General features: G+C 32.1%; 7 protein-coding genes. 4 read left to right on the top strand and 3 right to left on the bottom strand.

The genetic code is table 11. The features are described from left to right. Positions 1-11: 11 nt before the first annotated feature. Together ppk2 (DIS07_RS11030) and ppk2 (DIS07_RS11025) are read left to right on the top strand one after the other, a co-directional pair. Entirely contained in the window at positions 12-869 is an 858-nt protein-coding gene (ppk2, locus tag DIS07_RS11030) for a polyphosphate kinase 2 (protein WP_109405306.1), read from the top strand. A 3-nt stretch (positions 870-872) separates the two neighbouring features. Further along, positions 873-1658, top strand: a complete 786-nt coding sequence (ppk2, locus tag DIS07_RS11025; protein WP_109405305.1) for a polyphosphate kinase 2 — start codon at positions 873-875, stop codon at positions 1656-1658. Here ppk2 (DIS07_RS11025) and DIS07_RS11020 read toward each other — a convergent pair. Beyond that, positions 1655-2287 carry a low molecular weight phosphatase family protein gene (locus DIS07_RS11020; protein ID WP_109405304.1) on the bottom strand — a complete coding sequence of 211 codons (633 nt, stop codon included), beginning with the start codon at positions 2285-2287 and terminating at the stop codon, positions 1655-1657. The two genes, ppk2 (DIS07_RS11025) and DIS07_RS11020, sit on opposite strands and share 4 nt — an antisense overlap. A 63-nt stretch (positions 2288-2350) precedes the next feature. On the opposite strand from DIS07_RS11020, the gene DIS07_RS11015 reads away from it, so the two are divergent. After that, the gene (locus DIS07_RS11015) at positions 2351-2896 is read left to right on the top strand and encodes a Smr/MutS family protein (RefSeq protein ID WP_109405303.1); all 546 of its coding nucleotides are present in this window, start codon (positions 2351-2353) and stop codon (positions 2894-2896) included. A 15-nt stretch (positions 2897-2911) separates the two neighbouring features. Then, a complete protein-coding gene (locus DIS07_RS11010; RefSeq protein ID WP_109405302.1) occupies positions 2912-4048 on the top strand; it encodes a cysteine desulfurase family protein in 1137 nt (378 codons plus the stop codon). A 419-nt stretch (positions 4049-4467) separates the two neighbouring features. On the opposite strand, the gene DIS07_RS11000 is transcribed toward DIS07_RS11010, so the two are convergent. Together DIS07_RS11000 and DIS07_RS10995 are read right to left on the bottom strand one after the other, a co-directional pair. Next, the gene (locus tag DIS07_RS11000; protein WP_109405300.1) at positions 4468-5025 is read right to left on the bottom strand and encodes a hypothetical protein; all 558 of its coding nucleotides are present in this window, start codon (positions 5023-5025) and stop codon (positions 4468-4470) included. A gap of 162 nt (positions 5026-5187) precedes the next feature. Beyond that, the gene (locus DIS07_RS10995; protein ID WP_109405299.1) at positions 5188-13968 is read right to left on the bottom strand and encodes a T9SS type A sorting domain-containing protein; all 8781 of its coding nucleotides are present in this window, start codon (positions 13966-13968) and stop codon (positions 5188-5190) included. Positions 13969-14061 lie beyond the last annotated feature (93 nt).

Here is a 14061-nt window from a genome sequence, read left to right as displayed (position 1 = left end):
AAATCGTATCAATGAGCATAAAATTAGGATTAACTAAAGAAGACTTTGAGAGTTTTGAAAGTAACCATCAATTGTTAACAGCTTTAGAAGAAAAAAGCGAGATTAGTGATAAGGTTAAAAGCACTGTTCTTTATGATAAAGAGTTACGATCTTTACAAATAGAGTTGGTTAAATTACAGCGCTGGATATCTAAAGAGAAAAAAAGAGTAGCTATTATTTTTGAAGGTAGAGATGCAGCAGGTAAAGGAGGAAACATAAGAAGGTTTATGGAGCATTTAAATCCAAGATCTTCAAGATTGGTTGCGTTAAATAAGCCTACAGAAATAGAAAAAGGGCAATGGTATTTTCAACGTTATATTAAAGAATTACCTAATCCAGGAGAGATTGTCTTTTTTGATAGAAGTTGGTATAATAGAGCAGTTGTAGAACCTGTAATGGGTTTTTGTTCTGAACAACAATATAAAGAGTTTTTGGTTCAAGTTCCTGAGTTTGAACATATGATGTATGAGGATGGAGTTATTATCATAAAATTTTGGTTATCTATAACTAAAGAAGAACAATTAAAAAGATTCGATGCTCGAATGGAAGAACCGCTTAAGAGATGGAAATTTAGTCCGGTTGATAAACAAGGACAAGCGCTTTGGGATCGTTATACACATTATAAAGAAGAAATGTTTTCTAAAACACATACATCCTATAGTCCTTGGATGATGATAAAAACAAATGATAAAAAAGTAGCTAGATTGGAAGCTATGAGACATGTGCTTTCTCAATTTGACTATGAAGGAAAAGAAAATGCTAAAACCGTCATATCTCCAGATCCAAATGTAGTTATGCGTTATTATCGCTCTAATATTCAGATAGATTAGTTTATGAAAAGAGAATTATCAGATAAAGAAGTAAGAAAATTAAATAGTAAACAAGGTTTATTGGCGCTTCTGTCTAAAGAACCTCTTAATGTAGATAGAGCATTAAGGTATGTGGACTACCAAAGAAAACTTAAAAAATTGCAGGTAGAACTTATTCGATTGCAGACATGGGCAATTAATAACAATGAAAGGATTGTTGTGGTGTTTGAAGGAAGAGATGCAGCTGGAAAAGGTGGAGCTATAAGGAGAGTAACAGAACGAATTAACCCACGTTATATGAGAATTGTAGCTTTGTCAAAACCAACAAAAGATGAGCAAACACAGTGGTATTTTCAAAGATATGTAGAACAGTTTCCAAAAGCAGGTGAAATCGTTTTTTTTGATAGAAGTTGGTACAATAGGGCAGTGGTAGAACCTGTAAATAATTTTTGTACTTCAGAAGAGTATAAAATTTTTATGAATCAGGTTAATGATTTTGAAAGAATGATTTTAGAATCTGGAATTCGATTGGTAAAGATATATATGTCTATTTCTAAAAAAGAACAAGCTAAACGGTTTGCAGAAATTAAGAGTGACCCTTTAAAACAGTGGAAAATAACGAAATTAGACGAAAAAGCACAAGACTTATGGGATCACTATACTGAATACAAAAATGCAATGTTTGAAAAAACAAATACCGAAATATCTCCTTGGAAAATTATAAGGGCTAACAGGAAAACTGAGGCTAGAGTTAATGTAATCAATCATATTCTAGACAGTATTCCGTATGATAAAAGTTTAAATGTTTAAGAAATTAGTCGTTCAACTTCAGAGAAAATAATAAAAATTTCACTAGCAATTTGTTGGTTTGTTTTTAAATAGATTTCATCTTGTTGTTCAGTTCCATCAGAAAATTTTGGATCTACAAAAGGCAAATGAAATCTTTCTGATGCTTCCGGTATAAAAGGACAATTGGTATCCGCATTATTACAAGTTGTTATAGCTATAAAAGGATTTTTGTTGTCTGGATGGTCATACCTTTTAGAGAAACCTAGAATAGATTTTTGAGAGCCCTCAAATGAAATTACATACTTAGGGTTTTGATGACTAAAATCAGCAATTTTAAATGAAAACCCTGTTTTTTGTAATGTTTTTACAGTATTTCTATAAAAAGCAGTTACTTCTGTGCCTCCAGAAAACGAATTAATATTTAAACCAAAATAATCTGCTGCAAAAAAAGACCAAACTTGACCTAACTGACTTCTTCTTGAATTATGAGTGCAAATAAAATTTAAATTAACAACACTATTTTTTACATATTCATCTCTAATTTTGCTGGCAATATTTTGTAATAAAATGTATCTTTCTTCTGATAATTTGGAAGATTTATTGGCATTTTTAAAGAAGTTTAACGGAGAAGTTCTAGAAGTCTTAATCATCTTGTTATTTTTGTACAAAGATAGTATCATTACAATAGAAACCAAATTAAGAGAAGGTTAAGTATGCGTTTAGAAATTGGAAATAATGTAGCAGTTTTAGATGATGTTTTAAAAGGGAAAGTTATAGCCATTTCTGGAGATGAAATTGCTATTCAAACTGCTGATGGTATGGTTTTTAAGTTTGATTCTAGAGAATTGGTTAAAATTGAATTTGAACAGAAAGAATTGAGTAAATTTTCTGATATAAATAATCCACTTTTAAGAGAAAAATCTCAAGAAAAATCGACAAAAAAGACACTCTTTAAAAAAGAAAAAAATGAAATACTCTTAGAGGTTGATTTACATATTAATCAATTAGTAAAGACTACAAAAAATATGGATAACTATGATATGTTAAACACTCAGTTAGATACTGCCAAAAGAAAAGTTGAATATGCTTTATCAAAAAAAATTTCTAAAGTAATTTTTATTCATGGTGTTGGTCAAGGCGTTTTAAAATCAGAGTTACATAGGTTGTTAAGTAGGTATCCAGTTAAATTTTATGACGCTTCGTATAAAAAATATGGATTAGGAGCAACAGAAGTTTATGTTTATCAGAACTCTAATTAATTGTATTTTTGTAATATGAATTTGATTTATCTAGATAATGCTGCAACAACTAAAATAGATGATGAGGTTTTAAAAGTTATGCATACATCAATGCAAGATAATTTTGGAAATCCATCTTCAACTCATCAGTTTGGACGAAAAGCAAAATCAGCAGTAGAAAGTGCAAGAAAAAATATAGCTAAACATTTTAATGTATCTGCTAGTGAAATTATTTTTACAAGTAGTGGAACTGAAGCTGACAATCTAATTCTATATAATTCTGTTTTAAATCTAGGTGTAAAAAGAATTATAACAACCAAAATTGAGCATCATGCCGTAATGCATACATGTAGCTATTTAAAAAAGACTTATGATATAGTTTTAGACTTTGTAAATGTTGATAAGTATGGAAGCGTAGATTTAGAACATTTAGAGGAGTTATTACAAAAAAGCTCCCAAAAAACATTGGTAAGTTTAATGTATATTAATAATGAAATAGGAAATATTTTGGCCATTGATAAAATTTGTAATGTGTGCAGAAATTATGATGTTTTGCTACATTCCGATACAGTTCAAGCTATTGGACATTATCATATAGATTTGCAAAAGACTCCTATTGATTTTATAACAGCGAGTGCTCATAAATTTCACGGCCCAAAAGGTGTTGGTTTTGCTTATTTTAAGAAAGGATTTGGTATTTTACCAATGTTACACGGTGGAGATCAAGAAAAAGGAGCAAGATCTAGTACTGAAAATGTACATTCTATTCTGGGTATGGAAAAAGCTCTTGAAATATCAATTTTTAACTTAGAGAAAGATAAAGTACATATAGAATCTCTAAAAACATATTTTATATCAGAACTCAAAAAAATAGTTAAGAATATGGAGTTTAATGGATTTTCTTCAAATTTAGAACATAGCAGCTATACTATCTTAAGCGTTCGTTTTCCGATTAAAAATGATATGTTATTGTTTACACTAGATATGGCAGGTATTGCTGTATCTGGAGGTAGTGCTTGCCAAAGTGGTAGCAACAAAGGCTCTCATGTATTAGCAGAAATCCTTAACCCTATAGAAGCTGATAAAACTTCAGTAAGATTCTCGTTCTCAAAGTATACTACAATACAAGAACTCTCTATAACAATTGATAAAATTAAAGAAATTTTAAATTAATAGTTTAAATTAAAAATATTTTTAAAAAACTAGAGAATAATTTAGAAAAACTTTTAATGTTTTGAGTACTTTGATTAATAATTTTCATAATAGTTAAAATTAGTAGGTTAAATAATTATTTAAGTTTAGGTTATTTTTCTTTTTCTGTACATCAATATTCCGCCAAATAAGATAGCTGTAAAGAATAAAAAGAAATTAATGTTGTCTATGGGTACCCCCGGAGGACCTGGAGGACCTGGTGAAGGCGGTGGAGGCATTACTAATAATACCTTTATAAAATTAAACATAGGGGTTAAGGGGATTTTAGGGGTTAGGGGATTTTTGTTTCTTGTTTATCTTTTCCTTATTTTATATATGGGTTTATTAAAAGTTTTGTTTGTTTTTAGATCAAAATTGTATAGGTTCTTTAAATTAATAACTCAACTTTGAATTCTATTTAATTCTTTAGATAATCTATAATATAATATTTTACTTATAGGGTTTTGAATTATTTTAACAATTAATGGAGTGCCAGATAGGTGTGTAACCCTATAATCTACATCACCTATCGTGAGCACATCCCCATCTATATCCGTTAAATTCGTGGGGTCATTAATATTTGTATTTTTTTCTGTTACTAAAGTGATGTAGATTTCATTTAAATCAACAACGTTTTTCGTATTACTTTTAGAATTGCTGTTGGTTAAAATTTCTAAATCAGAAACGAATAATTTATTAAAAGAACAAGTTGTTTGTTTTTTTGTCTCTATTGATTTGAAATTGAACGAGGAAGCTTCTGTCGATTGAAGAGATACAAGTAAATTTTTATAATTTTTAATATATATTACAGAATCATAAAAATTACATACATCTGTTAAAATGGTATTAGCATTAACAGAGAAATCATTAATATTGTAAATTTGTGCTAAACTATTTAAATTAATAAATAGTAAAACAAATGGTAATAAATACCATTTACTTTTAGATTTAGGGGTCATAAAGTAATTAATTTAGGGGCTACTAAAAACCTTTTGGGTTTATAATATTTGGCTAATATATAAATTAATTTTTTAATAATAAAAAAAGATACTTTAATTTAAGTAAAAAAGAAGCAGATAATCCTGCTTCTTTTTTACTTAAATTAAAGTTATAACTGGTGTTTATTCTATTATTATTTTTTTAGTAAAAATCCCAATTTCTGTTGTTATTTTTACAATGTAAACCGCATTAGAAAAGTTTTTAACGCTAAATTTATTTGTGTTTTTTGTTTCAATTGTATTCCAACTTTTAGATTTTTGACCTAAAATATTAAACATTTCTAGCTTTTTAATTACCAAACCGGAGCTGTTTTGTAATATTAATTCTTTAACATCTCTTTTTAAGAAAATACTAATTTTATTGTTAAGAAGATTGTCTTGGTTATTTAAAGCACCATTATTATCTCCAAAAGTTAAGAAAAAACGATTGGTGTAAATACCTTTTTCAATATTTAATTCTATTAGGTTACTTTTTGATAGTTCATAAGATTTTCCAGATAATGCATCCTGTAAATATATGTTTTTGGAAATATTATTTTTTTCATCTATTTGTATTAAAATAGGATTATCTGTATCAATTTTAAGAACAATAGGAACTCTAAGAGAATTTGAAATTTCAGATACCCCAGCTATAATTAACTTCTTATCTGAGTACTCTGGAAACTGCCAATAAAAGTCTGTTGAACCTAAATCGTAAATTTCACTATCATATCCATTATCATATTTAAAATCGTTACCTCTTCTAAATGAAATACCTAATTGTCTATGAAGTTGAGCATTATTCGAATCTTTGTAATTAAATCCAAGTTTTAAAATAGGTAACAGGTTTATTTGTTTATGATTAGAAGATTTCTTACTGCCTTTAAAAAAATAAGTACCAGAACCTCCTCCTGAACCATCTGTGGTATAATTATCATCTTCAAAAGCTCTCATAGAGTTTTCAAATCTAACTGTTCCACCAGTATTTGAAGAAGAAACAAAGAAACCTTGAGCAACAGCAATATATCTATTTGGAGCATGATATGTACCACCACCTATGCTAGGTAGATTACCTTTTCTTAATTTCATATCATTAAGTCCAATTTTAAATGGAGTAGAGCTGCTAATTGTAAAACTAAAGACATCTTTCCATGATAATGAAACGGTTTTATCTATAACTAATGAAGCTGTATTTGTTAAAGAAGTTGTAACATCATCAAAATTGATACCTGCAGAAATAGTTAAATTTAAAGGAGTTGTACCTAAAATATCATTATATATTTTAATACTCTCCATATCAACTTTTTGGTTAAAACTAACAGTCATTGTATATGAACCATTTCCGTCTTCGTTTTCAATTGCATAATCTGTAGGTTGAGCAATTAAACTAATATCTTCTTTTATGGCATTACCTGAAGAAAATTCTACAGTAGCTGTAATACCATCAACAGTTTGTACAACCTTATTATTACTAATAGTTGCATTCTCCCAATCAAATACCACTGCAGCTGAAGCAGGAACACTATTTGCAGCTACTCCCATAGCTATGTTTCTTTGAGAGTAACCCCCTTGATATCCCGTTAAATTATGACCTTCTGAACTAGCAGGTATAATGTTATCTTCACCTGTATGTTCCCAGAAATATAATGTACCATCTATCTCATTTATATTTGTATTTATAAAATTAACAGCATCTAAAGCACTTGGGTATGGGTTACCTAATAAACTTGTTCTGTTTGCAGTAAAGTTAAAAGTTATAGAGCCATCATTTGGTGTTCCAATAAATGTAAAGTTTTGAGGGTTTTGCCCAGTACTCTTCATAGAATAACCTTGTCCTCTCTCTATGACTCCGGTAGCCCATTGTTGTACCCAATCGCTTTGATCTTCACCATTAAGATAAGAGTATATCCAATATGGGGCAATTTTGATAGCTTCATATGGAGAAGCAGAACCTGTTTTACCATCATATAAGTTTCCATTTCCATCCCAAGTTATACTTCTTATAGGAGAGTTTTCAGCAGTAGGCTCATTACCATCAAACATTACTTGACCAACTCTAAAGTTATCTTTATTTAATTCTCTTACCGGAGAAGTCCAATAATGATACCTGTAAATGCTTGGAACAATTGCAGCCTGATCTCTAAATAATTTACCATCTCCTTGAACATTAGAAAGTCCTGTGTGAGTTTGAATTAATTGTCCATTACCAATTAATCTAAGTTCACCATCTAAAATAAAATCTTCATCAAATTCTAAGAACTTGTTGTTTTGAACCATTAATTTAGAATTTGCTTTTATCCAAACACATTCTACTTCTACATCTTCAGCAAGAGTAGCGTGGTTGGATGAACCTTGAGCATCAATAACCATAACTTTATCTACATCGGCAGCATTAGTACTTGGTCCACCTGTAATAGAACCACTATTACCACCTTTCCATCTATCTGCAGCATTGGTTGTTGCTCCATTCCAGAAAATACCATTTATTTCTGTGTAAGTAAAATATTTAGTACCGTTAAAGTCGTAATTAGCAGAGTAAACATTTTCGTTATTACCAGCCGAATCTGTAATTGAAGTAGCTTCTAAGGGTACATAATCTACATTTGAAGTGAAATTAGCATCGTCTGCAACTTTAAGAACTTTTAAAGTATTAGGTGTCACTAAAGCGGCATCAATAGTACTTCTATTTACTGCAATTTGTACAGAACCAACAGTTCCATTTTCTTCAATTTTCCATTTTCTACCAATAGTAATTTCTGGTGCACAAACTAACTCTGAAGTAGTTGTATTGTTGATTACCCCATTATCATTACCCCAAACTAAAAAGTCTTTATTGTTGGTAAAAGAATTTCCATTAGTTAAATTGGTGGAAGCTATAGCACCTAAACCAATAGTAATAATAGCATCAGAATTTACTGATTTTGATTGAAACTGATCTAAATCCATAGCGTCATCTCGACCAATACCGGCTACGTCATTATGATAAGCCGCATTTGTAGTATAATCCCAAATAGTTGGGTTACCTCCAGTAAGAATATAATCTCCTTCAACGATTGAGCCACTATTATCAGTTACATCCAATGTAAATCCATATTTTATAGCTAGATAAGTTTCTACTTCTTGTCTTCTTGCATCTGTATGGGCATCGCTATATAAAATAACCTCAGCCACTGCACCATCTATAACTCTATCTGTACCTTGTTCTCTATCTCTACCAACATAATAATTTCTAGATTCGTTAGAAATATTAGAAAGGTAAACTCTTGAGTGTATCTCGTAATTGTCTGGTCTTGATTTTGTTAGAAAATCTGACGAAAGACCATTTACATACTCTGCACCATTTCTAACGTCAGGAGGAGTCCAAGTAGTGTTGTACAATTGAGAATCGTCTGAATGCCCATGCCCAATACCATCTGCATCATCATTTGTAAATGGAGTTGTCCAATTTGTTGTTGCTGCATCCTTATAAACAATATACATTGTTCTGGGGTTTAGGTTTCCTGTATATCTAAGTACATCATTATCAGCTTGAACAAATGTAACTGTAGGATTAAAGTTTAAATTATTTGCAGTTACAGTTACATCTGGTGTACCATCTCCAACAAAATCTGCGTTACCAGGTGTTTGATCTGACCAAAGAGTTACATCATTACCTCCAGTAACGTCTTTATCAGCTCTAAGCCATAATGTATTACCAGAATAATTTGGAGATACTGGATCATCATCTGAATCTCTATAATCTACATCATCGGTTGTAACATCAGAATCTACATCTGGTAAGTCAGTCTGAGGAGTGTTTATTTCATCATTTACATCATAACCATCATTTAAGTCAGAACCTTCAAAATTATCATCTAGTCCATCTCCATCTGAATCATTACCACTAATAGAGTTATCAGAATCTCCATTTTCTTCTATATCAGGTTTCCCATCATTGTCTGAATCTAAATCTTTATAATCTGGATTGTCTGTGTTGTCTGTGTTTCTTGGTGTAGTTGAGATATCTACCCCAACTGTATTACTTGTTCCACAAGGACTACCTACTGTACAATCAGTATCGTACGCATCGTTTAAACCATCATTATCTGCATCATTATCTGTATCTGTAGAAGGGGGAACATAACCAACTGTTGTTTGTGCTTCTATATTATCTGGAATACCATCATTATCAGTATCTATATCTAAATGATTTGGAACACCATCATTATCAAAGTCATACACATCAGGGATTCCATCATTATTTGTGTCTGTATAATTAGTGGTGCTTCCATCACCACCATTACCTCCATCAGAATTATCTCTATAATTTGGTGTACCATCTCCATCTTCATCACCATCAGGATTGTTTCCCCCACTTTCTGAAATATCAGTAATACCATCGTTATCATCATCAATATCTGTAGCATTTCCAATACCATCTTTATCGGTATCCACACCAACAACGGTATCTCTATAATCTAAATCCCCGCCAATAGTAACGTCATTGTCGCTATCAGTAAAATTATCTGAAACGGTGTTGTCAAAACTACCATTTACATCATTGTAAGTATCTCCGTTATCTAATGTATCTAGTAATCCATTAGTACCAAAAGTACCAGTAACTTTGCTGCCATCATTTGGTAAAGCTCCACCTAAACTTGATTCTAATACATCATTTGTTCCATCACCGTCTGAGTCTGGGTCTAAATAATCTGGTATAGTGTCTGAAACTAATGGACCAATAGCAGTTGCATCTGTATTTTCTGGAGTAACTCCATTACCATAAGCTAAATCGATACCTGTAATACCATAACTTCCAGTAGGAGGGATGTAGCTACCGGTGGGTTGAGCTTCAAAGTTATCAGGAATTCCGTCGTTATCTGAATCTAAATCAATATAATCGAAAACCCCATCACCATCTGTATCTAAAGGGGTACAATATGTAAAATTACCTAAAGCAATATCTTGTGATTCGTTAAAAGGAGTAACAGTACCAGTACCTACATTTTTATATACAATTTGTATTTTAACAATCCAAGCCGGTATTGCTCCAATTGTTACATTTGATGTTCCTGTTGTAGTACCTGTGAAAGTTCCTCCGCTGTAGGTGTAAGATGCTCCAGTTGTGTAGTCTGTTGCTAAAAGTGTATAAGTAGAACCATCTTGCTTTGTTAAGATTACTTGAACATCGTCTGTAGCCGTAGCTGCAGTTTCCCTATTAATATCATAAATAGTAAAAGATAAATTATATATTGGAGCACTTAAATCGAAAATGTGCCTTGATTCCGCACCAATAGAAGCTCTTTGTCTGATAGTGTAAGAAGAATTTGTAGTAATAAAATCATTTATACGATAATTACTGTCACTACCCACGTTAGTAGTTCTAGACATTCTAAATTCTACATTTGCATTTGTAATATTTGCATTTGTGGTAATTGGATCATCTCCAGAGGTTTCTGTTGTTGTACCTTCTGTATATTCAGCATCCCAATCTAAAATACCGTTATTTACGGAACACGTGCCTATTTCTACAGTATCTAGAATACCATCATTATCATCATCTAAATCTGTTTCATTACTTACACCATCTCCATCGATGTCATTTGTAAATGTATCATCTCTATAATCTACATCTCCACCAGAAAAAACATCACCATCTACATCAGGAAAGTTATTTGTTTGTGAGTTATCGTAATTACCATTAACATCTGTGTAGTTATCACCATTGTCATAATTAGCATCTAATCCATTTGTACCAAAAACTCCAGAAATTGAAGTTCCAGCTTCAGTATTATCCAATAGGCCATCATTGTCTGAGTCTGTTTCTAAATAATCTTTAAGACCATCACCATCAGTGTCTTGTGGAGTTAAACCATTTGTGCCAGTGGAATAAGCAGTGTCAATACCATTTGCATTAAATACACCATTAGGAGTAATATAACCTATTGTACTTTGTGCTTCGATGTTATCAGGAATACCATCATTATCTGAGTCTAAATCTAAGTAATTAGGGACTCCGTCATTATCTGTATCAAGAGCTGGAGAACAGCTTACTTGGATTGTGTATCGCATTGCACCTGTACAACCTCCTAAAACACCTACATCTGCTGAAGCATCTGCTAAAATTGTTATTCCTGGTGTTCCAGAACCGATATCTATGACGCTTACGGTTTGTGTTATTGGACTTGTTAGTGGGTTAAAACCAAGGGTGGTGCTACATTGTACCCCTGTATTTACTGATGGAGAGACATAACTACCACTATTAATATTTACGGTGAATGTTTCGGAACCTCCATCTAAATCACCTTCCGCTTGAATATTACTTATTACAACTTGACTACCAATTGCTACACCTAAAGAAGTTAAATTTATATTGTCTGTAGTAGTACCTCCAGCAGTGGTTATTGTAAAAATTGAAGAAGTTATTGTGCCACTACAGTTGTCAAAACCTTCTTCTGTATCTAATATACCATCATTATCATCATCTAAATCTGTAGCATCAGGGATACCGTCATTATCGTTATCACTAAAAGAAGAGTCAGCATCTCTATAATCTACATCACCAGAATCATCTCCACTACCATCGTTAACATCATTATCTGCATCAGGGAAATTGTCTGTTTGTGTATTGTCAAAGCTACCATTAGTGTCTGTATAACCATCACCAACATCATAGTTTGCATCTAAACCATTAGCACCAAAATTACCACTTATGGATAGGTTAGCTTCAGCTCTATCAGAAATACCATCATTATCAGAGTCTGAATCTAAATAATCAGGAATAGCATCATTTCCACTATCTGTATTTATTAATCCAGCACCACCAGCACCACCTAAACCTGTTGCTCCAGCTGTGTCATTATTTTCATAAACACTGTATAAACCATTAGCACCAACGGAGCCACCTGGAGCTATATAAGGAGAACCTCCTTGATTTGTTGTTGCTTGTGCTTCGATATTGTCTGGGATTCCGTCATTATCCGAATCTAAATCTACTATATTGGGTATGCCATCTCCATCAGAATCACAGACTACGTCATGAGCTTGATATAATATATTATCTATTTCAAGAGTCCCTGAGGTGTAAACAGCTAATGTAATTTGAATGTATCTTGCATCTGCAGATAATTTATACTCTTTGTTTTGTTCTGTGTTTAGAGCTATCCAGTTAAAAACTTTTGGGTTTGTAAAATTGGAAGTAGTTGAAGATTGCTCAATTTTCATTTCATTACTTAATGAGCCTGTAATACGTGATTCTATTTCAATAATAGTGTTTTTGGGGACTATAACACCTAAATCTATAGTTAATACATCTGAAGTAGAATTTAATGTTGCTCTTAAATTATCTGAACCAATTGAATTACCTGAATTTGTAACACTACTTTGACTTTGAACTGATGATGCATTACTTTGAGTTCTGTTGACTGTAGCACATTCGACAGTATCTATAATACCATCATTATCATCATCTATATCTACAGAATCTGGAATTCCATCACCATCAGTATCTTTTTGAATTATGGTTCCAGAGTCTCTCCAATTGACATCATCAGGAGAATCTGCAGCACTTGTATTTGGAAAGTTATTGAGCTGTGTATTATCAAAGCTTCCATTTACATCTGTATATTTACTACCATTATCATAAGCATCGTCTAATCCATTTTCACCAACATCTCCAGATAGATTTATATTACCTTCGATCGTATCTGAAACACCATCGCCATCAGAGTCTAAATCTAAGTAATCGGGGTTTCCATTACTATCAAAATTGATAAGTCCAGCACCATTTAAACCACCTAAACCGTTAGCATTTACAGTATCATCTCCACTTTCGTAAGCGCTGTCTAGACCATTTACACCCACGACACCATTCGGAGGGATATAACCAGAAGTTGATTGTGCTTCTATAATATCTGGTATACCATCATTATCTGAATCTAAATCTAAATGATTAGGAATACCATCATTATCAAAATCATATACATTTGGAATACCATCTCCATTGATATCATCATAATTAGTTGTACTAGAGTCTCCAACACCGTTATCATCTCTAACATCTAAATAGTTCGGAAGGAAGTCTCCATCTTCATCACCAAGTGGATCATAGGTGGTTCCATTAACTGTAAGTTCTACAGTATCAAGAATACCATCATTATCATCATCAATATCAATTGTATCATCTATACCGTCTCCATCTGTATCTATTTTTTCGATAGCATTTAACTCTACAGCTATGTGAAGTGGTTCAACAGATGTATTTTCTGGGGTTTCGTTTCCAATACCAGGATAAGCAGAATATTCACCAGGAAAAACATTTAACACCATAGTACCTTTGCCACCTACAATATTATCTGGATTTCCTATGAAGTAAAAATATGTCTTACCCCATTCGTTTTTAGAAATTCTATTTACTACCTGCCTTGGGTATAAAGTAGCCGCATTTTTACCTACTTGGTAGTCAAATTTCTGTTTGTGTGTACCTCCATAATATTCGTTATTACCTGTGCCACCGTTGGCATTACTTGTTGCAGACATAGTATATATGGTAAGTCTATACAATTTTCCAACTTCTAAATCTCCCATAGTAGTTCTAACGGATTCTTCTGTACCATTACCTCCTAAGTCTTTCATAGTTATCCATGTTGCATGCCCTGTTGGAGGGTTAGGTAGAATACCAGCTGACCATGTTGCTTCTGCACCAATAGTACCTTGACCTCCAGCAATAGTTCCTCTAGAAATATCTGGTGTTCCATTAAAATCTAACCAACCTGTGGGTGTACAGTCCCCACAAGTAGCATTATTAGAACCCGTACCTGGTATCGTTTGTGAAAAAGTTACTGCAGAAGTCAAAAACAATAGTAAAGTAATTAAAACCTTGTATTGTTTTTTTTTAGTGAATAGAATTACCCCAAATTCTAGTACACTGAAAAACATTTTTTTCATGTATTGTTTGTTGAATAAATAATTGGGGGGAATACTGCAAAAGTAATGTTATTTTTTTTAATAAAAAAAACATAACCTATGAGATGTGTTTGT

The organism is Polaribacter aquimarinus (genome assembly GCF_003129485.1).
Lineage (GTDB): Bacteria > Bacteroidota > Bacteroidia > Flavobacteriales > Flavobacteriaceae > Polaribacter > Polaribacter aquimarinus.
Note: the sequence above shows the minus strand (reverse complement) of the source record. Positions and strands in the feature narration are given on the sequence as shown.

What these genes read in the sequence shown, in the direction of transcription:
- ppk2 (WP_109405305.1), top strand. Translation starts at nt 873, where the DNA reads ATGAAAAGAGAATTATCAGATAAAGAAGTAAGAAAATTAAATAGTAAA.
- DIS07_RS10995 (WP_109405299.1), bottom strand. Translation starts at nt 13,968, where the DNA reads ATGAAAAAAATGTTTTTCAGTGTACTAGAATTTGGGGTAATTCTATTC.
- DIS07_RS11020 (WP_109405304.1), bottom strand. Translation starts at nt 2,287, where the DNA reads ATGATTAAGACTTCTAGAACTTCTCCGTTAAACTTCTTTAAAAATGCC.
- ppk2 (WP_109405306.1), top strand. Translation starts at nt 12, where the DNA reads ATGAGCATAAAATTAGGATTAACTAAAGAAGACTTTGAGAGTTTTGAA.
- DIS07_RS11015 (WP_109405303.1), top strand. Translation starts at nt 2,351, where the DNA reads ATGCGTTTAGAAATTGGAAATAATGTAGCAGTTTTAGATGATGTTTTA.
- DIS07_RS11010 (WP_109405302.1), top strand. Translation starts at nt 2,912, where the DNA reads ATGAATTTGATTTATCTAGATAATGCTGCAACAACTAAAATAGATGAT.
- DIS07_RS11000 (WP_109405300.1), bottom strand. Translation starts at nt 5,025, where the DNA reads ATGACCCCTAAATCTAAAAGTAAATGGTATTTATTACCATTTGTTTTA.